This window comes from Chryseobacterium sp., assembly GCF_008014695.1.
Taxonomy (GTDB): domain Bacteria; phylum Bacteroidota; class Bacteroidia; order Flavobacteriales; family Weeksellaceae; genus Kaistella.
Genome location: NZ_VOXE01000003.1, coordinates 335,333 through 360,875, shown reverse-complemented (window position 1 = coordinate 360,875; position 25,543 = coordinate 335,333). Strand labels below are relative to the sequence as shown.

The 25,543-nt window shown below is 40.1% G+C and carries 23 protein-coding genes; 15 read left to right on the top strand and 8 right to left on the bottom strand.

Going from position 1 to position 25,543, the window contains the following annotated elements; genetic code table 11:
* Nucleotides 1–59: 59 nt before the first annotated feature.
* Nucleotides 60–1,607 (bottom strand): sensor histidine kinase, encoded by a 1,548-nt coding sequence (locus FUA25_RS09535; RefSeq protein WP_147756678.1) that lies wholly within the window; start codon nucleotides 1,605–1,607, stop codon nucleotides 60–62.
* 177 nt (nucleotides 1,608–1,784) lie between these two features.
* On the opposite strand from FUA25_RS09535, the gene FUA25_RS09530 reads away from it, so the two are divergent.
* Entirely contained in the window at nucleotides 1,785–2,279 is a 495-nt protein-coding gene (locus tag FUA25_RS09530; RefSeq protein WP_147756677.1) for an SRPBCC domain-containing protein, read from the top strand.
* A 21-nt stretch (nucleotides 2,280–2,300) separates the two neighbouring features.
* On the opposite strand, the gene FUA25_RS09525 is transcribed toward FUA25_RS09530, so the two are convergent.
* From FUA25_RS09525 to FUA25_RS09510, 4 genes are all read right to left on the bottom strand, one after another.
* Nucleotides 2,301–2,654, bottom strand: a complete 354-nt coding sequence (locus FUA25_RS09525; protein WP_147756676.1) for a hypothetical protein — start codon at nucleotides 2,652–2,654, stop codon at nucleotides 2,301–2,303.
* Nucleotides 2,654–4,699, bottom strand: coding sequence for a S9 family peptidase (locus FUA25_RS09520; protein WP_147756962.1), 2,046 nt, complete (start codon nucleotides 4,697–4,699; stop codon nucleotides 2,654–2,656). The genes FUA25_RS09525 and FUA25_RS09520 overlap by 1 nt, the downstream gene beginning before the upstream one ends.
* An 88-nt stretch (nucleotides 4,700–4,787) precedes the next feature.
* The gene (locus FUA25_RS09515) at nucleotides 4,788–5,528 is read right to left on the bottom strand and encodes a uroporphyrinogen-III synthase (protein ID WP_147756675.1); all 741 of its coding nucleotides are present in this window, start codon (nucleotides 5,526–5,528) and stop codon (nucleotides 4,788–4,790) included.
* An 11-nt stretch (nucleotides 5,529–5,539) separates the two neighbouring features.
* The gene (locus FUA25_RS09510; protein ID WP_228411685.1) at nucleotides 5,540–6,151 is read right to left on the bottom strand and encodes a DUF4271 domain-containing protein; all 612 of its coding nucleotides are present in this window, start codon (nucleotides 6,149–6,151) and stop codon (nucleotides 5,540–5,542) included.
* A gap of 144 nt (nucleotides 6,152–6,295) precedes the next feature.
* Between FUA25_RS09510 and FUA25_RS09505 the strand changes: the two genes are divergently transcribed.
* From FUA25_RS09505 to FUA25_RS09490, 4 genes are read left to right on the top strand one after another with little or no spacing between them, the layout of a single operon-like run.
* Nucleotides 6,296–7,012: a polyprenol monophosphomannose synthase gene (locus tag FUA25_RS09505; RefSeq protein WP_147756674.1), complete on the top strand. Its 717-nt coding sequence runs from the start codon at nucleotides 6,296–6,298 to the stop codon at nucleotides 7,010–7,012.
* A complete protein-coding gene (locus FUA25_RS09500; RefSeq protein ID WP_185146685.1) occupies nucleotides 7,009–7,383 on the top strand; it encodes a DUF4296 domain-containing protein in 375 nt (124 codons plus the stop codon). The genes FUA25_RS09505 and FUA25_RS09500 overlap by 4 nt, the downstream gene beginning before the upstream one ends.
* Nucleotides 7,384–7,386: 3 nt before the next feature.
* Nucleotides 7,387–8,520 (top strand): tRNA guanosine(34) transglycosylase Tgt, encoded by a 1,134-nt coding sequence (gene tgt / locus FUA25_RS09495; RefSeq protein WP_147756672.1) that lies wholly within the window; start codon nucleotides 7,387–7,389, stop codon nucleotides 8,518–8,520.
* Between the two features lie 11 nt (nucleotides 8,521–8,531).
* Nucleotides 8,532–9,626, top strand: a complete 1,095-nt coding sequence (locus FUA25_RS09490; RefSeq protein WP_147756671.1) for an LptF/LptG family permease — start codon at nucleotides 8,532–8,534, stop codon at nucleotides 9,624–9,626.
* Here the strand turns inward: FUA25_RS09490 and FUA25_RS09485 are convergent.
* Nucleotides 9,620–10,336 (bottom strand): biotin--[acetyl-CoA-carboxylase] ligase, encoded by a 717-nt coding sequence (locus FUA25_RS09485; protein ID WP_147756670.1) that lies wholly within the window; start codon nucleotides 10,334–10,336, stop codon nucleotides 9,620–9,622. The genes FUA25_RS09490 and FUA25_RS09485 overlap by 7 nt on opposite strands.
* A gap of 84 nt (nucleotides 10,337–10,420) precedes the next feature.
* Here FUA25_RS09485 and rsfS point away from each other — a divergent pair, with 84 nt between their 5' ends.
* The 7 genes from rsfS to FUA25_RS09450 all read left to right on the top strand — a co-directional run bounded on the left by rsfS (nucleotide 10,421) and on the right by FUA25_RS09450 (nucleotide 17,823).
* A complete protein-coding gene (rsfS, locus tag FUA25_RS09480) occupies nucleotides 10,421–10,786 on the top strand; it encodes a ribosome silencing factor (RefSeq protein ID WP_147756669.1) in 366 nt (121 codons plus the stop codon).
* 20 nt (nucleotides 10,787–10,806) lie between these two features.
* On the top strand, nucleotides 10,807–12,792 hold the full coding sequence (ftsH, locus tag FUA25_RS09475; protein ID WP_147756668.1) for an ATP-dependent zinc metalloprotease FtsH: 1,986 nt from the start codon (nucleotides 10,807–10,809) through the stop codon (nucleotides 12,790–12,792).
* Between the two features lie 111 nt (nucleotides 12,793–12,903).
* Nucleotides 12,904–13,485, top strand: coding sequence for a hypothetical protein (locus tag FUA25_RS09470; protein ID WP_147756667.1), 582 nt, complete (start codon nucleotides 12,904–12,906; stop codon nucleotides 13,483–13,485).
* A gap of 36 nt (nucleotides 13,486–13,521) precedes the next feature.
* The gene (locus FUA25_RS09465) at nucleotides 13,522–14,397 is read left to right on the top strand and encodes a phosphatidate cytidylyltransferase (protein ID WP_147756666.1); all 876 of its coding nucleotides are present in this window, start codon (nucleotides 13,522–13,524) and stop codon (nucleotides 14,395–14,397) included.
* A gap of 3 nt (nucleotides 14,398–14,400) precedes the next feature.
* Nucleotides 14,401–15,054: a phosphatidylserine decarboxylase family protein gene (locus FUA25_RS09460; RefSeq protein ID WP_147756665.1), complete on the top strand. Its 654-nt coding sequence runs from the start codon at nucleotides 14,401–14,403 to the stop codon at nucleotides 15,052–15,054.
* A 74-nt stretch (nucleotides 15,055–15,128) separates the two neighbouring features.
* On the top strand, nucleotides 15,129–15,686 hold the full coding sequence (locus FUA25_RS09455; protein WP_147756664.1) for a hypothetical protein: 558 nt from the start codon (nucleotides 15,129–15,131) through the stop codon (nucleotides 15,684–15,686).
* Between the two features lie 7 nt (nucleotides 15,687–15,693).
* Nucleotides 15,694–17,823: a cation:proton antiporter gene (locus tag FUA25_RS09450; protein ID WP_147756663.1), complete on the top strand. Its 2,130-nt coding sequence runs from the start codon at nucleotides 15,694–15,696 to the stop codon at nucleotides 17,821–17,823.
* A 10-nt stretch (nucleotides 17,824–17,833) separates the two neighbouring features.
* Here FUA25_RS09450 and FUA25_RS09445 read toward each other — a convergent pair whose 3' ends face one another.
* Nucleotides 17,834–19,672, bottom strand: coding sequence for an ABC transporter ATP-binding protein (locus tag FUA25_RS09445; RefSeq protein ID WP_147756662.1), 1,839 nt, complete (start codon nucleotides 19,670–19,672; stop codon nucleotides 17,834–17,836).
* Nucleotides 19,673–19,831: 159 nt separating this feature from the next.
* Nucleotides 19,832–20,221 carry a DUF4293 family protein gene (locus FUA25_RS09440; protein WP_147756661.1) on the bottom strand — a complete coding sequence of 130 codons (390 nt, stop codon included), beginning with the start codon at nucleotides 20,219–20,221 and terminating at the stop codon, nucleotides 19,832–19,834.
* Between the two features lie 153 nt (nucleotides 20,222–20,374).
* On the opposite strand from FUA25_RS09440, the gene rho reads away from it, so the two are divergent.
* The 3 genes from rho to FUA25_RS09425 all read left to right on the top strand — a co-directional run bounded on the left by rho (nucleotide 20,375) and on the right by FUA25_RS09425 (nucleotide 25,539).
* Nucleotides 20,375–22,153 (top strand): transcription termination factor Rho, encoded by a 1,779-nt coding sequence (rho, locus tag FUA25_RS09435; protein WP_147756660.1) that lies wholly within the window; start codon nucleotides 20,375–20,377, stop codon nucleotides 22,151–22,153.
* 167 nt (nucleotides 22,154–22,320) lie between these two features.
* The gene (locus FUA25_RS09430; protein ID WP_147756659.1) at nucleotides 22,321–24,525 is read left to right on the top strand and encodes a glutamine synthetase III; all 2,205 of its coding nucleotides are present in this window, start codon (nucleotides 22,321–22,323) and stop codon (nucleotides 24,523–24,525) included.
* Nucleotides 24,526–24,870: 345 nt separating this feature from the next.
* The gene (locus FUA25_RS09425; protein WP_147756658.1) at nucleotides 24,871–25,539 is read left to right on the top strand and encodes a C40 family peptidase; all 669 of its coding nucleotides are present in this window, start codon (nucleotides 24,871–24,873) and stop codon (nucleotides 25,537–25,539) included.
* Nucleotides 25,540–25,543: the final 4 nt, after the last annotated feature.

Genomic DNA, 25,543 nt, shown 5'->3' with positions numbered 1-25,543 from the left:
GTTTTTGTAGATTTTATTGGACTAAAAAGATCTTCAGATCTTCTATTTTATAAATAATTTTAATGAATCATCGGGATTTTCAGCGTGAAAGTGCTTCCCTTTCCTTTATGGGATTCAACGATGACCTGGCCTTTGTGAAGTTCGATGATCTTTTTCACATAAGACAGACCGAGGCCCTGCCCTTTGACATTGTGGATATTTCCGGTTTCTTCGCGGAAGAATTTTTCAAAAATCTTCAGTTTGTTGTCTGTTTCCATTCCCATTCCTTTATCCGCAATTTCCAGCACGTAAAAATTGCCTTCGTTTCTGGTGGTAATTGTAATTTCAGGCGCATCTGGCGAGTATTTATTGGCATTATCCAGCAGATTCACGAGTGCATTAGCGATATGGAATTCATCAATCTTAAAAATATATTCTTCAGCCGTAAAATTCTGGATCAGTTTTCCGTTCCGCTGTGCGACAATGAGAATAAAAGATTCAGTTATTCCTTTGATCAGTTCACGGACATTGGTTTCTTTCAGGAATAATTTCACTTCATTCCTTTCTAGTTTAGACATGTTCAGGACGTTCTCGACCTGTTTTTTCATGCGCTGATTCTCCTGTTTGATGAGGTGCGAATAATACTTCACTTTCTCGGGATTGGTCGCAATTTTATCGTTCGCTAGAGAATCGGTGGCTACAGAAATGGTGGCAAGCGGAGTCTTGAATTCATGCGACATGTTGTTGATGAAATCCGTCTTCACTTCGGCAATTTTTTTCTGCCGCATCATATAATTGATGGAGATAATATAAATTCCTAAAATGGTGAGCAAAGACATGAATGTTCCCAAAAGCATCGGAAGGTTGTTTTTCGCCAGCAGTGAATCCTTTCTCGGGAAAACGAGTGCAAGCGAATACAGAGTGCGGTCATCTCTGTCGGTAAAAAGTGGATAGGTGTAATTCGATTTGTCTTTCTGGTCTAGATAAACTCCGTTGACAATTTTTGTAGGCTTATTGTTTCTGTCGAGCACCGCAAAACCGAATTTCGTGCTCAAGCCTTTCATTTTCAGCTCCTTTGTTAGAACAGAATCCAAAATTCTACGGTCAACTCTTTTTGCAATGGGAATATTTTCGCCTACGAGCTGTACAAAAGACCGCGAATTAAATTCGCCGTTATCAATAGACTGGCTCAGTTCAGAGGTTAAAGCTTCCGGAGTGTTTGCGTTTTTTTTAATTTTAATCAGAGCTTCATCCGTATACATATTGGTCAGCTTCAAACTGTCGCCTGTTTTGGAAATAGGGATGTCTTTTTTCTCGATAATGCTTTTGGAATAAGTAATCTGTCTTTTAGAAGCGGAATCCTCGACCTGAGAAATAACGGTTAATGACGGCTGGCTGCTGTTTTCTTTTATGGTTTTGTCAATATTATTGTATTTCGCATAATATTTATCGATCTCCAAATCTCCAACCTTTTTTGTGGAAGTTTCCAAAGCAGCATACACCTTGTTTGAAAAATCCTGATCGAGTGCACTGTAAAGTTCTTTAATCCAATACAACTGTAACGTGACGAAAACCATCATGGAAATCGTCATCAATACTGATATTATCGGAATAAATTTATTATTCATTATCTGAGTTTTCGTTTTGAAATGTTAAAATTAATCATTTTAAGACTATTATAACAATAAAAAAATGAAATTGTTATCTCCTATTTGTTAAAAAAACTCGTTTTAACAGATTATATATTTTTCCACTACCTTTCTTCCATCAAAATAATTCCATTAAATTTGTTTAAAATAGCGGTTATGAATACAAGGATTGTCTTTAATAAAGATTTCGATGCGTACAGTGTTTTTGTGATGAAGGTTTTTTCTGTAGATGTTTCTGATGTCTGGGAACATTTTACAAAAGCAGAATTGCTTGACCAATGGTGGGCTCCAGAACCCTGGAAATGCGAAACCCTAAACATGGATTTCCGTGAAGGCGGTAGCTGGAATTATGCCATGATTGGTCCTCAAAACGAGAAACATTTTGCCGGTGCCAACTACCACGAAATTACATTCCACAGAAGTTTTGACTGGACTGACTTTTTTACCGATGAAAACGGGCAAATGAACAGCGAACTGCCTAGCGTAAAATGGCTTTTCGGTTTTACCGGTGTTGAAGAAGGCACAAAACTCACCGTCAACATTCATTTTAACTCCGCCGAAGACCTGAATCAACTTATGGAAATGGGCTTTGAAGAAGGTTTCACCGCGGCGCTGAACCAACTGGAAGATATTTTAAGCAAAAAAGACTGATTTGAAATCAGTCTTCTTTATTTAAGCGAATAATTCTTCATCCAAAAAATACTGAATGATGGCCTTTTTCATCAGGATCTGCTGCTCATTCGGCTTTAGATCGGGCAGTTTTTCCACTTCGTCGAAATGCGGATACCCGTCATCATCATAATGTGAAAACTTGTAATAACCGAAAGGTTCCAAAAGCCTGCAGACCGCAATGTGCAGAATATTGAGCTTGTCATCTTTCGTATATTTCTGCTGACCGCTGCCCAGCTCCTGTACGCCGATCAGGAATAAAATCGTGTCCATCTGTGGATTTTTCTCAGTATCAAAGTTTTTGACAAAAAACTCTTCCACTTTGCCCCAAAGTTCCCCTTCTGTAATATTTTCCATTAAATTTTTTCTTCTAGTTTTAATAAAAAGGCATATTCCAACGCGTCTTCTTTCAGACTTTCGAATCTTCCCGAAGCACCGCCATGCCCTGAACTCATATCGGTTTTAAAAACGAGGATATTGGAGTCGGTTTTCAGTTCGCGGAGTTTTGCCGTCCATTTTGCAGGTTCCCAATACTGTACCTGAGAATCGTGCAAACCTGTTGTAATCAGCATATGCGGATAATTCTTAGCGGTTATATTGTCGTACGGAGAGTATGATTTCATATAATCATAGTATTTTTTGTTTTTCGGGTTTCCCCACTCGTCGAATTCTCCTGTTGTTAGAGGAATGGTTTCGTCAAGCATCGTTGTGACCACATCTACAAAAGGAACCTGCGCCACAATTCCGTTGAAAAGTCCCGGCTCTTCATTGATGACCGCGCCGAGTAAAAGTCCGCCTGCGGAACCGCCCATCGCATAAAGATGCTTTTCGGAAGTATAATTTTCAGAAATTAAATATTTTCCGGCATCAATAAAATCATAAAAAGTATTTTTCTTATTCAGCATTTTGCCGTCTTCATACCATTCCCTTCCCAAATATTCGCCGCCGCGGATGTGTGCGATTGCATAAATGAATCCGCGATCCAAGATGGAAAGACGCACATTCGAGAAACTCGCATCAACCGTGTGTCCATAGCTTCCGTAACCGTACAACAGTAGTGGGGTTTCAGCAGACTTATTGGTGTTTTTATGGTAAACCAGAGAAATGGGGATTCTGTTTTTTCCGTCACGTGACGGAGCCCAGATCCGTTCCGAAACATAATCCTCCTGAACAAAACCGCCACCCAAGACCTCCTGTTGTTTCAGAACTGTAGTGGTTTTTTCTTTCATGTCATATTCCAGCGTGGAATTGGGTTTTGTAAGCGAGGTGTAACCAAAACGCAGTTTTTGAGTATCGAATTCCAGATTCAACCCGATATACGCGGTGTATGTAGGGTCTGAAAAATCAAGATAATGCGACACTCCCGTATGGTTATCAATAATCTTGATATAAAGCAGCCCTTCGGTTCTTTCCTCAATGACAAAATAGTTGTTGAAAATTTCAAAGCCTTCCAATAAAGTTTCTTCGCGGTGCGAAATCACATCAACCCAGTTCTCCATTCCCGGATTTTCTACTTTCGTTTTTACAATTTTGAAATTCGTGGCATCATCGGCATTGGTAATGATATAAAATTCATCTTGGTAGTGTTCTACTGCATATTCCAGGTCGTCGATGCGGGGCTGAACCATTCTCCAGGGAGCCATTACATTATTTGCCGGAATGAACTGGTGCTCATCTGAAATCGTGCTCGAACTTGCGATAAAAATATATTCCAGGGACTTGGTTTTAAAAACGTTCACATCAAAGGTTTCATCTTTTTCGTGAAAAACCAACAGATCCTGAGAAGAATCGGTTCCGAGCTGATGCATATATACCTGAAAAGCGCGGAGACTGTCGTCTTTACGGATGTAGAAAACATGCTCGTTGTCATTTGCCCAGACTGCTTTACCAGTTGTATTGGGAATATGATCCTGATAAATTTCGCCGGTTACGAGGTTTTTAAACTGAATGGAATAAATTCTTCTTCCGATTTCGTCTGTAGAGAAACTCATCATTTTATTGTCCGGTGACACGGCCACACTGCCGACTTCGAAAAAACTTTTGCCTTCAGCCAGAATATTCACATCCAGAAGGATTTCCTCGATGTTTTCAAGACTCTGAAATTTTCTGCTGAAAACGGGATATTCTTTGCCGATCTCGAACCTCACAATATACCAGTATCCATTAAAGAAATAGGGCAGGCTTTCATCGTCTTCCTTGTATCTGGCTTTCATTTCATGGAAAAGTTTTTCCTGCAGTTCTTCGGTATCTTTCATGACCGCGTCACAGTAAGCATTTTCGGCTTCAAGATACTGGATCACTTCAGGATTTTCTCTTTCGTTCATCCAGAAATAATGGTCGATCCGTTTATCGCCATGGGTTTCCAATATTTTTTCGGTTTTTTTTGCTTTCGGGATATTCATCGGTATAATAAGAGATTTCAAATTTAAGAAAATAAAAAACCGGCTTTCCTGAGATGAAAAGACGGTTTAATGTATGTGTTTTTACGAATTATTTCGCCAGATTTCTGATGTATTTTTCAATAGCCATCGTCATTGAAGGAGTTTCTTTACTCGGCGCCATTACATCGACACGTAAACCCGCATCTGTCGCCGCCTGTTCAGTAGTTGCTCCGAAAACGGCAATTTTGGTGTCATTTTGCACAAAATCTTCGAAGTTTTTTCCCAAAGACCTGATTCCCTGAGGACTGAAGAAAACAAGCATGTCATAATCCTTAATATTCACTCCGCTCAAATCGCTGCTTACAGTACGGTACATGGTCGCTCTCGTCCATTCAATGTTTGCAGTTTCCAGAATTTTAAGAATATCGGGGCTCAGCATGTCAGAAGATGGAAGCAGATATTTCTCAGTAGGGAATTTTTTAAAAAGTGGCAGTAGATCTGCAAAGGTCTTCTCCCCGAATGATATTTTCCTTTTTCTGTAAACAATATGTTTCTGCAGGTAGTTTGCAATTGCTTCAGACTGACAGATGTAACGCATGGAATCCGGCACAGTGAATCGCATTTCTTCCGCCAGACGGAAATAATGATCCACCGCATTTTTACTGGTAAAAATAATTCCGGTGTACTGACCAAGATCGATTTTCTGCGTTCTGAGTTCCTTGGCCTCCACCCCTTCAACATGAATAAAAGGTTTGAAATCTATTTTGATTTTTTCCTTTTTTGCAATTTCCATGTAAGGAGATGACTCGTTGGGAGGCGGTTGAGATACCAGAATAGATTTTATTTTCATCACTGTTTTTATTAGAGAAATAATAATTTCCAAAGTACCAGCACTGGTAAAATTTGGAGCGTGCAAATATACAAAATTTTATAATACCATTGGTATGGCAGAATATGGTTTTTATGGAAGAAATAATAAATTATCTTAAAAATGAGAATTATAATGAATAATAATACATAATTGTTTAATAATTCCATAGGGTTAGGCATAAAGTAATAATGACCCAAACACAGAAAAATGAGCAGCATTGAAACACAGAAATAAAACTTGGTAGCCGTAAAATAAAAGACATTCCATTTCCTGATGTTGCCCACACTCGCATAATAGATATATCCGAGGAGTGCTTTGAGAAGGTAAAAAACTGCCACGCCAAAAAATGTAAATCCAAATTTATTCAGTCCATATCCAAATACCTGAACCTCAGCAATTTTAGGAGGAATAAAAGGGATGAACTGCGAAAAAAGCACCGACACAAGTGCGCAGTAAATAACCGAAGTGATGCCCCAAGTTAAAAAACTGTTGGAAGAATCGGCAAAATCTTTTACCAGAAATTCTGTGATGCTGGAGTCCCGCTGCAGAAAAAAAAGCATGGCCAGGTAAAGCAAAATACAGGCGATAACAATGATGATCACCCAATCGTTTTGAGGCGCAAATCTTAGCAAAATTTTTTTGCAAAAATAACAATATTAATCTTCTAAAATCAAATATTTTTAAAGGGAAACAAAGCCGTAACAATATAATCCCGAAAAGTTTATCTTTGCACCTCAAATTCCTGAATGAAGAAACTCGTCATCATCCCAACCTATAACGAAAAGGAAAATATAGAAAAAATCATTTCCGCGGTTTTCGCTCTGGAAAATGATTTTCATGTATTAGTGGTTGATGATTCTTCGCCTGACGGAACAGCAGAAATTGTAAGGAATCTTCAGAAACAATTCACTCACAATCTTCATCTGAGTGTAAGAAAAATTAAGGACGGCCTCGGAAAAGCCTACATCCACGGATTTAAATGGGCTTTGCAGAACGAATACGACTTTATTTTTGAGATGGATGCCGATTTTTCGCACAATCCAAACGATCTGAACAAACTTTATGCAGCCTGTGAAACGGCCGACATCAGCATCGGTTCCCGTTATTCAACAGGAGTAAATGTGGTGAACTGGCCAATGGGAAGAGTTTTACTTTCTTATTTCGCCTCACGCTATGTAAGAACGGTTTTAGGACTGCCCATTCATGATACAACAGCAGGGTTTGTCTGTTTTTCAAAAAAAGCACTTCAGGAAATCGGACTTGATGATGTTGAACTTAAAGGGTACGGTTTTCAGATCGAAATGAAATTCCGGGCTTATAAAAAAGGGTTTAAAATCGTGGAGGTTCCCATTATCTTTACCAACCGGGAACTCGGAGTGAGCAAAATGAACGGCGGGATCATTCACGAAGCTGTCTTCGGCGTATTAAAATTAAAATGGAAATCTATAATCAACCGGTTATGAAATGGTTCCTTAGCTGCTGCATTTTTTTCTTTCTTTTATCCTGTTCAGATTCCAGCGTCATCGACAGGCCGAAAAACCTGATTCCAAAAGACGAAATGGCTGAGATTTTGGCTGAAATGGCTCTGAACGAACAGGCATTTATCGCCAATCCAAAAGGGAATGTGGAGAGCGGAACCCGGTTTATCCTGAAAAAGCATTCTATAAAGGCTCAGGATTTCAGCGAAAGCTATAAATATTATTCCATCACCAAAAAAATGACCGGAATTCTTGATGAATCCATGCAAATCATTAAAGATAAAGATCCTGCCGCAGAGGCATACATTGAGAAAAAACTGAAAACAGGCACAAATTTGCCACCATTGGAACGATAGATCATGCAGAAATTCTTTGAAATAGAAAAAAATTCCCCCGGAAAAGCGAGAGCTGGAGTCCTGAATACCGATCACGGACAGATACAGACACCTATATTTATGCCGGTAGGAACTGTAGCTTCTGTAAAAACCGTGCATCAGCGGGAACTGAAAGACGATATTAAAGCCCAGATCATTTTAGGCAACACTTACCACCTTTATCTCCGTCCGAAAATGGAAATTATGCAGGGAGCCGGTGGCTTGCACAAGTTCATGAACTGGGAGCTGCCGATTCTCACCGATTCTGGTGGTTATCAGGTATTTTCGCTTTCTGCAAGCAGAAAAATGAGTGAAGAAGGCGTAAAATTCAAATCGCATATCGACGGCAGCATGCATTTCATTTCTCCGGAAAAGTCGATGGAAATCCAGCGCCAGATCGGTGCCGATATTTTCATGGCTTTTGATGAATGTACTCCCTATCCGTGCGAATACAATCAGGCCAAAACTTCGATGGAACTCACCCACCGCTGGCTGAAAAGATGCATCGACTGGACCAATGAAAACCCTGAATTATACGGACATAAACAAAGACTTTTCCCAATTGTTCAGGGCTCTACGTATGCTGATTTAAGAAAAATTTCTGCAGAAGTGATTTCCGAGGCCAATGCTGAAGGAAATGCAATTGGCGGACTTTCGGTTGGTGAACCTGAGGAAGAAATGTACCGCATCACCGATATTGTTACCGATGTTTTGCCGAAAGAAAAACCCAGATATTTAATGGGCGTTGGAACTCCCTGGAACATTATTGAAGCCATCGGCCTCGGAATCGATATGATGGACTGCGTAATGCCCACCAGAAATGCCCGTAATGCAATGCTTTTTACATGGAACGGAGTTATGAATATGAAAAACGAAAAGTGGAAAAACGATTTTTCGGCTTTGGATGAATTCGGAACAAGTTTTGTGGACCGTGAATATTCAAAAGCATACGTGCGCCATTTGTTTGTTTCAAAAGAATACCTGTCCAAACAGATTGCCTCCATTCACAATCTTGCTTTTTATATGGATCTGGTGAAAGTTGCACGCGAGCATATTGTGGCGGGCGATTTTTATGAATGGAAACAGCAGGTACTTCCTAATCTGAGACAGCGACTTTAGACAAAAGAATTATGAAAATAATCGACGCCTATATCATCAAAAAATACCTCGGGACCTTCGTGTTCATGCTGGCATTGCTGTCGATTGTTGTTTTGGTGATTGATGTTCAGCAAAAAGTTCCGCGGATTGAGCAGAACGGCTTTACGGTCTCTTATTTTCTCATACATTATTATCCGTTCTGGATCATTTATCTCGTAGTTACTTTCCTTTCGATCCTGGTTTTTATCTCGGTTATTTTTTTTACTTCCAGAATGGCGAACAATACGGAAATTGTTGCCATCATCAGCAGTGGAGCAAGTTTTCACCGGTTTGCGAAACCCTATCTTCTCGCGTCTTTATTCATCGCCGTTCTTTCGCTCGGCATCAACCATTTTATTCTGCCGTGGGCCAATATTAAAAAAAATGCGCTGGAAGCGTACACCTATAATGATGTAAACCGAGAGAAGATTCTCGGAAGTGCTTCCGTCTCAACGCAACTGAGCAGCAGCGAGTATATTTTCATCAGCAGTTATAACAAGAAAGAAAAAAGAGGTTCCGGTTTCGCTTATCAGAAATTCGATAAAAACGGGCGGCTGGTGTACCAACTCTCTTCGAATGAGGTAAACTGGGATAAAACCAAAAAAACTTTCGTGCTGAATAATTTTATGGAGAAAACCGTAAAAAAGGATGATACCGAAATACTTGCAAACGGACCAGAAAGAAGCAAAAGCTTCGGGTTACCGCCGGAGGAACTCTTCCCCGACGAGCTTCTGGGTCAGAACAAAACCACTCCCAATCTGATAAAATTCATTAAAAGCGAACGCGAAAAAGGGAACGGCAATCTGAATACCTACCTGAATGAGCTGCATCAAAGAACCTCGATGCCGCTTTCGATCATTATTTTGACTTTTTTGGCGCTTTCCCTATCCTCTCAAAAAAAACGTGGCGGTTTGGGCTTGAATCTGGCGCTCGGAATCGCACTCGCCTTTATTTTTGTTTTTTCTTTTGAAATGCTGAAGGTGGTTTCAGAAAATAACACGCTGAGTCCTGCCGTAGCCATGTGGCTGCCAAATGTATTTTTCGGCATTATTGCTTTGGTTTTATATCTCAAACGAGCCAATCAGTAAAGCAATTCAATTTCTTTGTGAAAGAACTTTTTCAAACCGTCGTTTTCAAGTTCCACATGCAGAAAGCCTTCTTCGTCAGCAAACCGATTGATGCCATTCTGTCGCACTTCTTTAATTTCAAAAACAGATATTTTACCTTTTCTAAACAGGTGCGTGTTAAACTCTTCAAGTATTTGGTCATCAGGAACCGTTTCTTTCAATCTTTCCACGAAATATTCATGAAGTTTTTGGCTGGTTTCTTCAAGGTCAAACCTTCGTCCGGTCTGTGAAAAAAGAGATCCTGCCCTCGGGAAATCAGGAAAACTTTTCTGCAATACATTGATGCCGATGCCAACGATCAGGTAATTTTCTTCTTTCACTTTTTTCGCTTCAATCAGGATTCCGCTAACTTTTTTATCTTTGATGATGAGATCATTCGGCCATTTCACCGCAACGTCTGTTTTTGTCAATTTGGCAATAAAATCCCGCAAAATCAATGCGGTACGGAAATTGAACAGTTGGTGGGAACGTTGCGAGTCTTCTTTTTTTACAGCCAACGAGTACGAGATATTTAAGTTTTCCGGAGCTTCCCATGAATTACCATACTGACCTTTACCACGAGTTTGGTTAAACGTATAAACCCCCAGAAAAGGCAAAGTATTCTCCTGAAGGAAATTCACGATTTCTTCATTGGTGGAACTCGATTTTTTTAAGTAATAAAGGGAATCCATTAAGAAAACTTTAAGAGTTTAAAGGGTTAAAAATAAGGGTAAAGTAAATAAAAAACAATAAATTTGCAGATTATATAAATTTTAATGAATAAATCGACAGAAAAAGAACAGCTTATCCACAAAATAGTTGAGTCAATACAAGATACAAAAGGTGAAGATATAATGATTTTCGACCTTTCAAATATAGAAAATTCCGTGGCAGAAACATTTGTGATCTGCAGCGGTAATTCCAATACGCAGGTTTCTGCAATTTCAGGAAACATCGAAAAAAAGGTAAGAAACGATCTACAAGACCGTCCGTGGCATGTTGAAGGAAACGAAAACGCCATGTGGATTCTTCTTGATTACGTTTCAGTGGTAGTACACGTCTTTCAGAAAGAGATTCGCGAATATTACGATATCGAAGAACTTTGGGGAGACGCAAAAATCACCAAAATCGCAAACTTATAATTTTTTTTTAAAAAGTCTAAATGAATAATAAAGGATTTAACTGGTTCTTTCCAATAGCTATTGTCGGCTTGCTTTTTTTGGTCTTCGGAAACGGACTGATGAGCAATTCAGCACCGGCAACCCTCAATGAAGAAGGCTTTTTCAGCCTTATGAATAAAGGTACTGTTCAGAAAGTAATCGTATATACCGATACCAAAGATGCTGATGTTTTTCTTTCAAAAGAAGCCAAAAGCGCAAGTGTAGATAAAACTGCGAAGCCCTCCCTTTTTCCGGGAATGACTTCAGAACCTGCACCTGATTATACTTTTAAATTTGCTGATCTGAAATATTTTCAGGAAAAATTTGAGGCACTTAAAAAAGAGAATCCACAGATCGAAACACAGATGAATCTGGATGAGAAAGGATCTGCATTGCAGAGCATCCTGCTTCAGGCCCTCATGTGGTTTGCCATTATGTTTGCCCTGTATTTCATATTTTTCAGGAAAATGGGTGGTCCCGGTGGACCTGGCGGACAGATTTTCTCCATTGGGAAGTCGCGCGCCAAACTGTTTGACGAAAAAGAAAAAATTCAGATTACGTTTAAAGATGTTGCCGGGTTGGAAGGCGCAAAAGAAGAGGTTCAGGAAGTCGTGGATTTCCTTAAAAACTCCGAAAAATATACAAAACTGGGCGGTAAAATTCCGAAAGGAGTTCTTTTGGTAGGTCCTCCGGGAACAGGTAAAACTCTTTTGGCCAAAGCTGTTGCAGGTGAAGCGAAAGTTCCGTTTTTCTCCCTTTCAGGATCAGATTTTGTGGAAATGTTCGTGGGTGTTGGAGCTTCAAGAGTTCGCGATTTATTTGCACAGGCAAAAGCAAAATCCCCTGCAATCATTTTCATCGATGAGATTGATGCGATTGGTAGAGCCAGAGGCGGAAAAAACTTTACCGGCGGAAACGACGAAAGAGAAAATACCCTTAACCAGTTGCTTACTGAAATGGATGGTTTCGGAACCGATACGAATGTAATCGTAATGGGAGCCACCAACCGGGCAGACATCCTGGATAAAGCATTGATGAGAGCCGGCCGTTTCGACCGTTCGATTTATGTGGACTTGCCGGAACTGCATGAAAGAAGAGAAATTTTCGACGTCCATTTATCAAAAATTAAACTGGATCCAAATATCGACCGTGAGTTTTTAGCGAAACAGACTCCTGGTTTCAGCGGAGCTGATATTGCAAATGTCTGCAACGAAGCAGCATTGATTGCAGCTAGAAATGACCACGAAACCGTAACAAAACAGGATTTCTTGGATGCTGTTGACCGTATCATCGGTGGTTTGGAAAAGAAAAACAAAGCCATCAAACCTTCGGAAAAAAGAAGAGTTGCGTATCACGAAGCAGGTCATGCTACAATTTCATGGCTCGTAGAACATGCTGCACCACTTCTGAAAGTGACTATTGTCCCAAGAGGGCGTTCTTTAGGAGCAGCCTGGTATCTTCCGGAAGAAAGACAGTTAACAACTACCGAACAGATGTACGATGAACTTTGTGCCACTTTAGGCGGAAGAGCTGCAGAACAGACTATTTTCGGAAACATTTCCACCGGCGCATTGTCGGATCTTGAAAGAGTGACCAAGCAGGCCCAGGCAATGGTGACCATCTATGGTCTTAACGAAAAAATAGGAAACATTTCCTACTATGATAGCTCAGGACAGGGTGAATACAGTTTCGGAAAACCTTACTCCGAGGATACTGCTAAAATGATTGATGAAGAAATTTCAAAAATCATTGAGACACAGTACCAAAGAGCGCTTGAAATCCTGGCTACCAATAAAGACAAACTGGATGCTTTAGCGGCAAAACTTCTGGAAAAAGAAGTTATCTTCCGGGAAGATCTCGAAGAAATTTTCGGAAAAAGAGCCTGGGATCCGGAACTTACGGAACATCCGGTTTCCAATACCCACGCACAGGAAACTCCGATTCCGGAGACGACGGTGCAGGCACCGGAAAGCAACACACAGATTTAATAAAATTGAAACCTGACAGAAAATACAAATAAAACTGTCAGGTTTTTTTATTATATTAAGCCTATTCATAATAATTTTATATTTTTGTATCAATCATCATAGCCCGGAAAATTGAGTTTATTTAAAAAAATTGTAGGAAAAATATTGAATCAGCCTGATACTGAAGAGCCTCAGGATTTCATTAAATTAGGAGACCAGCTTAAAAATGCTGATCTTGACTATAAATTTGCTCAACTTTTTACCCATTCCGGAGGATTTTTCAACTATTGTGCCGACGAAGCTGAAGCGCTTCAGACGCTAAACCAGATTTTAAAAATCGAAGATGTGAAATCGGTTTTCTGTTGGGACCACGATTTAAGAAATTTTCTGGATGTTATAAAAATCCCCTCTACCAAAGACCTTGAACTTTTCAACGACTGCGCCTTTATTACCTGTGAATACCTGATTGCTTTTGACGGCAGGATTATGCTGTCGCACAATAATATTTTGCACTATCACTCTTCAAGACTTCCCGAAAAAATTGTCATTATGGGGAATGTTTCACAGATTGTAAGCAATCTGGGTGATGCCATGATGAAGATCAAACGTACAGGCAATATCAAAAACCTCACGTCGATCAGTGGCAGTAATTCAAAGCTTGACACTCCAAGCAAAGACAATACAAAACTTTTCTTACTTTTGCTTGAAGATTAACTTCCGTCGAAGCATCTCAAATGTAAATCTAAACTTTTGGATAAAAATCTAGTTCAACGCCTTTTCGGAGGAGCAATTTACGGCCTGCTCATTATTTTCTGTACCACACCTCTGGGTTCTGAACTCATCAACAGCATCTCTCCTGATTTGATACAGCAGCATTACCTATATTATGGACTCATCACTTTTTTCCTTTTTATGGGCGTTTGGGAATGCATGAAGATGATGAAATTCGACCCAAAAAGCTGGGAAAAATGGGCCATATTTCCTGTTGTGATGTTTGTTTTTTATCGATATTCCAAGAGGTACTTCAATCACGGTTTTATTTTCGATTTCAATGTGTCAGAATTTCTTGCCCTCTGCTTAATTGGGATTGCAGTCATCACCCTCTTCAGATTTTCGAAAGAACTCTATTACGATAACGGAAAACTGATCTTTACGGTGATCTACACGGCATTGCCTTTCAGTTTTGCACTGGGTTTGCCGAAGTTTTCGTCGATAGAAAATACGTTCAGTCTTGAGGTTTTCTTCCTCTTCATTTTGCTTTGGAGCAGCGACACTTTTGCCTATTTCACCGGAAGAATGTTCGGAAAACATAAAATGGCTCCTAAAATTTCACCCAATAAAACCTGGGAAGGTTTTGCCGGTGGCGTTGTGCTTACTTTAATCCTCTCTTTTTTCATTGAAAGATTACACCCGGATCTTCGCGGAAACTGGATCATTGTCGGACTTTTGGTTGCAGTATTCGCGCCTTTCGGCGATCTGGTAGAAAGCCAGCTGAAAAGGACTTTCGGGGTAAAGGATTCCGGAAACATCATTCCGGGACACGGCGGAATTTTAGACCGACTCGACAGTTTTATTATCTGCGTTCCTGTTGTATATTTGTACTTTATTTTAGAAAAATTTATATAATTCATGAAACTCCACAAAGAATCCACAGGAACCATTCTGGTTGCAAGTATTGTATTTGCACTTGTTGCACTTGTTTCCGTTTATTATCTGCACATGTGGTCGCTTTTGATCATTGTTCCCATTCTGTTGATTTACGGGCTTGTTTTCTGGTTTTTCAGGGTTCCGAACCGCGACATTCAGGATCATAAAGAAAATGTAATTGCCCCAGTGGACGGAAAGGTTGTGATGATTAAAGAAGTGGATGAAACCGAATTTATGAAGGAAAAAGCGATCCAGATTTCCATTTTCATGTCGCCGCTGAATGTTCATATCTGCCGTTATCCTGTATCCGGAAAAGTGATTTACAAAAAATACCATCCCGGGAAATATTTGGTGGCTTGGCACGAAAAATCCTCCACTGAAAACGAAAGAACAACTATTGCGGTAGAAAGTTTAACCCATCATAAAGTGGTGTTCCGCCAGATTGCCGGTTATGTTGCCCGCAGAATTGTATTCTACTGTAAAGAGGGTGACGACGCAAAAGCAGGTCATGAATTCGGTTTCATAAAATTCGGCTCCCGAATGGATATTTTTCTTCCTTTAGACACAGAAATCATCTGCAAGATCGGCGACCGAACTCAAGGAGGGATTGATGTAATTGCCAAAATGAAGGAGTAAATTCCCAGAGTCCATAAGCTTCCAATTTGCTTTTTAGATTTTTATCATTATATTTAAAAAATAAAAATCTAAAAATGAGAAGTTTTCTGCTGATTATCATTGTTTTAGGGATTTCAATTTCCTGTAATCCAAAAAAAACAGAAGAAATTAAGGCAAGGGAAAAAATCCTTTCTGAAAAAGAAAAGGCATTTGAACTTAAAACCGCCGATTACGAAGCGCTGAAAAAAATGCGCGACAGTCTTCAGGAAATCCAAAATACTCCGGAAATCGCACCTGTACTTCCCGAAAATTTGCTTGGTAAATGGGTCAGCAAAATGGTCTGCACTGAATCCGACTGTAAGGAACATGTAATTGGTGATCAAAGGACCGATGATTTCGAAATTTTTAAAAACAACAGTCAGTTAAGTGCAAAAATCAGCAACAAAACAGGCTCATCAAGGATTTATACAGGTTCTTATGATGGTGAATCAATCAAACTTACTTATCAGTCAGACTCTACAGCGGTAAACCCAACCAAAACGGTTTTTATCTTCAAAGATCTGGAATCTGAACGTATTTCCGGCATCCGCGAAACCACCGGAAAAGAGGACTGTGTTGCGAAATTTACTGTAGAACTTGTCCGATCCAAATAGTTAATTGATGATTATTACTCTACTAAGCCTGACTCACACCACTCTTCCGTTAGAAGATCCCATTCTTAAATTTCTGGTGGTTTTAATCATCATCCTGTTTGCGCCGCTTCTTTTAAATAAAATCAAAATCCCGCATCTTTTAGGACTTATTATTGCAGGAGCCGTGATTGGGCCAAACGGATTCAATATACTTACCCGAGACAGCAATATTGTGGTTACAGGAACTACAGGTCTTCTGTACATTATGTTCCTGGCAGGACTCGAAATCGATATCGCAGAATTCAAGAAAAACAAATGGAAGAGTTTGGGTTTTGGAGCCTATACTTTTGTCATACCATTTGTATTAGGAATTACTGTCGCCCATTATTTACTGGACTACAACTGGCTCACCTCTTTTCTTTTTGCGAGTTTATTTTCTTCACACACCCTCATTTCATATCCAATCATCAGCAAATTCGGCATTGCAAAAAACCGCGCGGTAAATATAACAGTGGGCGGAACCCTGATTACTGATATTCTTGCATTACTTGTACTCGCAGTTGTGGTGGGAATGACGACCGGAGACGTAAATGCCGCGTTCTGGACCAAACTTTCGGTTTCGATCCTGGTTTTCGGCGCCGTCGTTCTTTTTGGATTTCCCGTTATCGGACGATGGTTCTTTAAAAAAGTAGATGACAAAATTTCCCAATACATTTTTGTACTGGTCATGATTTATCTGGCTTCTTTGTTGGCTGAACTTGCGGGCGTTGAAGCGATTATCGGTGCGTTTTTAGCCGGTCTTGCGCTAAACCGTCTCATTCCGCACACTTCGGCACTGATGAACAGGGTGGAATTTGTGGGCAATGCGATCTTCATCCCCTTTTTCCTGATCAGCGTTGGAATGCTGGTCGATTTCAAAGTGTTTTTTAATGATTTCGACACCATTAAAGTGGCCTTGCTGATGATCGGCATCTCAATCGGCGGAAAATACCTTGCTTCTGTTGCCACCCGGAAAACGTTTAAATACACGAAAGAGGAAGGTCTGATAATTTTTGGATTGAGTTCTGCATCAGCTGCTGCAACTCTGGCCACCGTCATGGTAGGATACAATATTATTTTAGGTGAAAATGATGCGGGGGAACCGATCCGTCTCCTGAACGAAAGTGTTCTGAACGGAAGCATTCTTCTTATTCTGATTTCCTGTACGATTTCATCTTTAGTCAGCCAGAAAAATGCGCAGGCCATCCACGATATTGATAATGAAAACACGATTACAGACTCGAATCCGAATGAAGAAAGGCTCCTGATGGCTTTGAATTATGAAGAGACTGTTTCACCGATGACAAACCTCATTTTGGCTCTTAAATCCAAAAAAAACACGGATAACATCTATGCTTTGAACATCATCAGTAAGGAAGGGAATGAGTCTTCAGAAAAAAAAGCTGGAAAGTTACTGGAAAACGCCCTTAAAATTGGCGCCGCCGCCGATGTGAAAATAAAACCGCTTACCAGATTCGACAACAACGTACACAACGGCATCTCCAATGAATTAAAGGAGCATAAAATTACAGATCTTTTGGTGGGAATCAGTCCCGAAAGAGGCTTTACACCAAGTTTTGTGTACAATCTTTATAACAATTATCTGGAGAATTTCAGTACCAATGTATTGGTATATCACGCTGTTCAACCTGTTTCAACAGTACAGCGTTATCTGGTGGTTTTCGCCGAAAACGCACACCGCGAACCGGGCTTTTTCCATTCCCTGCTGAAGATCTGGAATATCGGCAGAAATACAGGCGCTGTTGTGGTTTTTCACGGACATGAAGATACGATTGCGATTATCGAAAAAATAAAGAAAAAAGTAAATATTGAAGCTGAATTCATCATTTTCAACAACTGGGAAAATCTGGCCGCGATTGAAAAATCTATGAAAGACAATGATGCACTGATTCTGATGATGGCGAAACGCGGCATGATCTCCTATCATTTCTCCATGAACGAAGTTCCTACTTTCCTGAATACCCATTTCAATACGAGAAACTATCTGCTTATTTACCCGTTTGCGCAGGAAGCTGAACCCATTTTAGCCGACCGTAACGTGAATAACCCGGAAGATTTCACCGAAATCGGAAACATCATTCAGAAAATCTTTAAATAATAATCAGCGTTTAATCAAAATTCTGCAGATCAACAAGTTTTCGGTAGGTACCGTTCTTCTCAAAAAGTTCCTGATGGGTGCCCTGTTCTACGATTAGACCGCGTTCCATCACCACAATCCAGTCGGCTTTCTGAATGGTTGAGAGACGGTGCGCAATAACCAGTGAAGTGCGGTTCTCCATCATTTTTTCCAGAGCGTCCTGTACAAATCTCTCAGACTCGGTGTCCAGAGCGGAAGTAGCTTCGTCCAGAATCATTACCGGTGGATTTTTCAGTACTGCGCGCGCAATGGAAATACGCTGTTTTTGTCCGCCAGAGAGCTTGTTTCCGTCATCTCCGATGTTGCTGAAGTATTTTTCGGGCAATCTTTCGATAAACTGATGCGCGTTGGCGATTTTCGCGGCGGCAATTACTTCTGCTTCGGTCGCGTCGGGTTTACCCATTAAAATATTATTGAAAACGGAATCGTTGAACAAAACGGATTCTTGGGTGACCATTCCCAAAAGATGGCGGTAATCTTTGAGTTTTAAATTTTTGATGTTTTCACCGTCAATCAGGATTTCACCTTCCGATACATCATAAAACCTCGCGAGAAGATTGGCAATGGTCGTTTTTCCTGAACCCGACTGCCCTACCAGTGCTACAGTTTTTCCCTTTGGAATGGTGATGCTGAAATTTTTCAGAATGGTGTGGTCTTTATCGTAATAAAAGCCGATATCCTTAAATTCTATCTTATCTTTTAAATCGGTTATTTCAACCGGATTTTCGATTTCTTCCACTTTAAGATCATAATCCAGAACCTCCGAAACCCGCTCCAGACTTGCCATTCCCCCCTGAATACTCGATACCGCGTTTGAAAGTTTTTTTGCCGGATCTAAAATCTGGAAAAACATGGCGATAAATACAAGAAATGTTTCCGGTTCCATCGATTGTTCCTCCAGAATCTGGACTCCTGCAAACCATGTAATGATCAAAATCGTTACTGACCCCAAAAACTCACTCATCGGCGATGCCATTTCACGCCTTCGGCTCATGCCGATGGCATATTTCTGCCAGTTATCAGTGGTTGTGCTGAATCTGTTTTTCAGGATTTTATCGGCATTGAAAATCTTGATGACTTTAGAAGATTTCAGTGTCTCATCAACCAGAGAAAAAAGATTTGCAAGTTCTTCCTGCGCTGAGGTTGCCTGTCTTTTCAGACTTTTCCCGACCCACGAAATCAACCAACCCATGATTGGGAACACCAGAAGTGAAAACAAAGTAAGTTTTGGCGAAAGGATAAATAAGGTGATAAGCGATGAAATAATCATAAACGGAGCATTGATCACATCCACCAGACTTCCCATAATTCCGCCTTCTACTCCGCCGATGTCATTGGAAATCCGGCTCATCATGTCTCCTTTTCTTTTTTCGGTAAAAAATGCGACCGGCAGCTTCAGGAACTTGTCGTACATAGCGGTGCGCAGATCCTTGGTAATTCCAACGCGATAATTTACCAAAAGATATCCTCCGAGATACCGGAAAATGTTTCTGAGTAAGAATGCCGCAGCAGTTACCGCACAGAGCACGGCGAGAACTTTTACCGCACCGTGTTCATCGATGTTTTTTTGGATGGAATAATAGGCAAGGTCTTTGGCATATCCAAAAAAATCCACCAGTTTTCCTGTGTTTACAGGAGGTGTTGAGGTGTTGACTTTTTCAACCGTTCCAAACATCAAACCTAAGATAGGAAGCATTGTGGCTACCGAAAAAATATTCAGCAGAGAATACAGAATGTTAAAGAACATGCTTCCAAAAAGGTATTTCTGATGCGGTTTCGCGAAAAAAAGGATTCGTTGTAATGGTTTCATCTAGGGAAATTTCGGGTCAAAATTACGGATTTCACTTGGATTTATGTAAAACGGAGGGAATTACTTGATATACTGATCGGGTTTGGATCAAGAAGGCCGAACTTCAAATAAAAACAGCCCCAACAAAGGGCTGTTTCACTCAAAAAAAATCGTTGATGTTTAGCGGAGTCTGTCTACAGATTTTACGAGCCTGTCGTCTTTTCTGATGAAGATGTTTGCGATAAGCAGACATAACACCGAAATAAACGGGAAAAGCGGCTCAATACCTTTCTCAGGAAATTGTATTCCTCCAGATAATGTTAGTAACCAATACGCCAATAAACCGAGCAACAAAACGTTTATATATATGCTGATTCTGTTCAGCAAAATTTGTCTTTTTCTGTTCGAATAACTCAGTATACTGATGAAACCGAGAAATGCGAGGACCACACAAACCACGGATATAAAAGGAACCGGCCCGAAAAGAGAAAAATCCTGGCCTGTAACAAAAAGGGAAATTGCTCCTACAATCGCTAAAAATATCCAGATGGTCTGTATTCTTTGTAACATATGAAGTGTGTAAGGTGCAAAAATAACAATAATTTTTTGCAATATTCAGAAATAAGTGTAGATTTGCAATACAATAGACCTATATAGAAAAGTCGCCCGACTTAACTTTCTTACTTACACTTACTTATAAAATACTTTTTTACATAAAAATTTATGTTCAACATTGAAACGTTACGGTCAAAATCCGATACGGAATTGACTAAAATCACCAAAGATTTAGGCGTTAAACTTGCGAGAGACAGCTCAGAGAATGATAAAATCTTTGCTATCCTGGATTTCCAGGCCTCCAATTCGCAAGTTGCAAAAGATTATTTCAGCGCCACAGAACCCATTATGAATACAGAAGAAAATTCAGCTCCAGCTCCTAAAAAGCCGGCGGCAAAAAAACCTGCTCCAAAAAAGAAAATCGAAAAAACTGCAGAAGCTTCTGCTGAAATTCCATTTGAAAAAGCGGCAGCTCCGGTTGAAACGGTGCAGGAAACTCCTTCTGAAAGTTCATCGGAAACAGAAGCAAAACCTTCCAACCAGAATCAACAGAATAAAAAAAGAAGAGAGCGCATGCCGGCTGCAAAGCCGAAAGAAACTACGGATGAGCCCTCTCCTGTTCCCGCTGTTGAGGCCGAAGTAAAAGAAACGGAGCCGAAATCTGAACAGCCGAAAAATCAAAATACTCCTCAAAATCCCGCACAAAACGGTAATCAGAACAGGCAACCTCATCACCAGAATAAAAATCAGAATAAAAACCAGAATCCGAATCAGCAGAGAAATCAGCAGGGCGCCGAAAATCAGGAAGAAAACTCCCGCAAAGAGTTTAATTTCGACGGCTTGGTGACGATTGAAGGAGTACTGGAAATTTTACCGGATAACTACGGCTTCCTTCGTTCCTCAGACTTTTCCTACATCTCATCGCCAGATGATGTTTATGTATCTACAAATCAGATCCGGAATTTCGGTCTGAAAACTGGCGATACCGTAAGAGGAATTGTCCGTTTGCCGAAAGAAGGCGAAAAATATTTCTCTTTGCTTAAACCCACTGAAGTAAACGGCAGAGATCTGGAATTCATTAAAGACAGGGTTGCTTTTGAGTTCCTTACGCCTTTGTTTCCGGAAGAAAAGTTCAATTTAGCCGGCAAAAATGCTACCCTTTCTACGAGAATTGTGGATTTGTTCACACCAATCGGTAAAGGACAGCGTGCGATGATCGTTGCACAGCCCAAAACCGGTAAAACGATGCTTCTAAAGGATATTGCCAATTCGATTTCAGCCAATCATCCTGAAGCATATATGATGATTCTTCTGATCGATGAACGTCCGGAAGAAGTGACTGACATGGAAAGAAGTGTGAATGCAGAAGTAATTGCTTCCACATTCGATGAACCTGCCGATAAACATGTAAAAGTGGCAAATCTTGTCCTTTCTAAAGCCCAGAGAATGGTGGAATGCGGACATGATGTTGTCATTCTACTCGATTCCATCACGCGTCTTGCAAGAGCTTACAATACGGTAACCCCTGCTTCAGGGAAAATTCTTTCAGGTGGTGTGGATGCAAATGCGCTTCACAAACCTAAAAGATTTTTCGGTGCGGCCAGAAATATAGAGGGTGGTGGTTCTTTAACCATCATAGCAACGGCGCTGATTGATACCGGCTCCAAAATGGACGAGGTTATTTTTGAAGAATTCAAAGGAACCGGAAATATGGAACTTCAGCTCGACAGAAAAATTGCCAACAAAAGAATTTATCCTGCTATTGATCTGGTTTCTTCCAGTACAAGACGAGATGATCTTCTTCTTGATGATTTAACACAACAGCGGATGTGGATCCTGAGAAAATACCTTTCTGATATGAATCCGATGGAAGCCATGGAATTTGTTGAAAAAAATATTAAACGAACTCTGAATAACGATGAGTTCTTAATGTCAATGAATAAATAGATTTAAATCAAATAAAAACAGAAACCGTTCAGCAATGAGCGGTTTTTTTTGGCTTCGGATCCTAAATAAACAAAATGAATTTTTTTATATGACCCCCTAATTTTTTAGGGGCAATTAATTTGGTTTATAATTTTTTTGTATTTTTGCCATATAAAACATTACAAATTATGGCCTCACTACGATTTAAAGCACTGGAAACGCTTTCCTTTAAAAATTTCAGACAGGATAACGCAGTAGAAATTCCTGCAAAACTTTCCGAACTTTTTTGTCAGAATGTTTTCTCTGAGGAAACCATGAGAGAGTATTTAACGAAAGATGCCTTCAGTTCAATTCTGGACGCAATGAAAAAAGGTTCCAAAATCCAGAGACATATTGCCGACCAGGTTGCGGTCGCCATGAAAGACTGGGCTATATCAAAAGGCGCTACTCATTATACACACTGGTTTCAGCCTTTAACCGGTTCAACAGCAGAAAAGCACGATTCCTTTTTTACGCCTATCGAAGGCGGCGGCGGAAGAGCTCTCGAAAGGTTCAGCGGCAGCATGCTGATCCAGCAGGAACCGGATGCTTCCTCTTTCCCGAACGGCGGAATCAGAAATACTTTTGAAGCAAGAGGTTATACTGCGTGGGATCCTACTTCTCCTGCGTTTATCATGGGAACAACACTTTGCATTCCTTCCATTTTTATTTCATATACAGGCGAAACCTTAGATTATAAAGCGCCTTTATTAAGAGCTCTCCACGCTGTTGACCAAGCTGCGACAGAGGTGTGCAGATCTTATTTCGATAAAAACGTAAACAAGGTTGTTCCTACTTTAGGATGGGAACAGGAATACTTCCTTGTAGATTCTGCTCTTTATCAGTCCAGACCCGACTTGGTCATTACCGGAAAAACATTGTTGGGCCATTCGCCGGCCAAAGGACAGCAGCTGGATGATCATTATTTCGGTTCAATCCCGACAAGAGTCATGAATTTCATGAAAGAACTTGAAATCGAATGTATGAAACTGGGAATTCCGGTAACTACCCGTCACAACGAAGTGGCACCGAATCAGTTTGAGTTGGCACCAATGTTCGAAGAAGCGAACGTTGCAGTTGACCACAACTCTCTCTTAATGGATATCATGGCAAGAGTTGCGCACAAACATCATTTCCACATCCTTTTCCATGAAAAACCATTTGCCGGTGTAAACGGAAGTGGAAAACACAATAACTGGTCACTGGCTACCGATACCGGAGAAAACCTTCTGAGTCCTGGAAAGAATCCTAAAAAAAACCTGCAGTTTTTAACCTTTTTTGTGAATACGCTGAAAGCAGTACATGAATATGCAGATTTGCTGAGAGCCAGCATTGCTTCAGCCAGTAACGATCACCGTTTAGGGGCGAATGAAGCGCCGCCTGCAATTATTTCGGCCTTTATCGGAACCCAACTCTTCGGGGTGTTGGAGGAACTGGAAAAAGTGAAAGACGGAAAACTTTCACCGGAAGAAAAAACAGACCTGAAACTGAATGTTGTTGGTAAAATTCCGGAAATTTTACTGGATAATACCGACAGAAACAGAACTTCTCCTTTCGCTTTCACAGGAAATAAATTTGAGATCAGAGCGGTAGGCTCATCTGCCAACTGCGCTGAGGTGATGACGGTAATGAATGCAATTGTCGCCAAACAATTACAGACTTTCAAAAAAGAAGTGGATATACTCATTGAAAAAGGTCTGAAAAAGGACGAAGCCATTTTTAATGTCCTTAGAGAATACATCAAAGTTTCCAAAAACATCATGTTTGAAGGCGACGGCTATTCAGATGAATGGGAGGTAGAGGCCAAAAAACGCGGTTTGAACAATCTGAAAACCACTCCGGAAGCACTGAAGAAGGAACTGGACCAGAAATTCGTTGACCTCTATGAAGATCTGGGAATTTACACCCACAGAGAAATTGAAGCCAGAAACGAAATAAAACTCGAAAAGTATTCAACTGTTATTACAATAGAGGCTACGGTTCTGGCTGACATTGCAAGAAATCACATTATACCTTGTGCATTGAATTATCAGAACAGGCTTATTGAAAATGTAAGAGGACTAAAAGAAATTTTCGAAGAAAAAGAATTCAGGACTCTTGCCAAAGAGCAAATGAACATGATTACAGAGATTTCCTCACACGTTTCCATTATTAAGGTAGAAGTTGACGGCCTGCTTTCAGCGATTCAGACTGCCAAGTCGGCGAAAGACTCCCAAACCATGGCGGAGTCATTTTGTAACGATGTGAAGCCGTTATTTGATAAGATCAGAGATTCATCCGACGCACTGGAAATGATGGTAGATGATGAACTCTGGCCGATGACAAAATACCGCGAGTTGCTCTTCACCAGATAATTCTTAAAACTTATACTCAATAAAAATTCCCACGCTTCATGTGGGAATTTTTTGTATTTCAAAGGATGAAAATCCGGTAAATTAGAGATGGCGATGGCAAATCGGCATAATAGTTATAGATTATTTAAATTAAATGTTAAAAAGTCTTAATGAAAAAAAAACCGCAAACACCTAAATAAAGGGTTTGCGGTAACTTTTTCTTTAACATACCGAAAAAATATGTTAAAATGTGTTAAAAAGAAAATTCTGAAAAGGCTTTTGAAAGGCATCTTAACAGGTATTCTCTACTTTTGTCATGCGTTTGAAAAAGAAATTTTATTTTTTTAACACAGAAATCAAATATATATGAAGAAAAGAGTTTTAGTTTATATTGTTGCTGTTGTTTCAACTTTGTCTTTGCAGTCATGTGTTACAAACTACAGCGTTTCCGAGCCAACTGCTTACAATCATCAATACAAATCAGATGCCAAACTTATTTCATTAGAAAATAAAAAACTGGCCGAAAATAAGAAAGAACTTATCAGTACATTTTTAGCTGAGAAAACTGCCAAGATTGCAAGCATCAACAACTCACTGAAAAACAGTGAAATCGCTAAAGCGCTTAAACACACCAAAACAATAGATGACTTATTAAATGAAGCGGTAACTTATTTAGGAACTCCTTACCGTTATGGCGGGATGACCAGAAAAGGAATTGACTGTTCTGCATTTGTGCTTTCTGTTTTCGGTGTAGCTGCAGGTAAAAATTTACCGAGAGTTGCTGCGGCACAGGCTCAGGAAGGCGACCGCGTAGAAAAAGAAAATCTTCAGAAAGGAGATTTGGTATTTTTCTCTCATGGCAGAGGTAAAATTTCTCACGTAGGAATTGTAGAAGAAGTTACACCTGAAGGAGATATTAAATTCATTCACGCTGCAACTTCGAAAGGAGTGATGATTTCTTCACTTGCTGATTCTTACTGGGGACCTAAATTCCAGTTTGCGAAAAGAATTATTTCTGAAAACACCGACAGCTAATAAA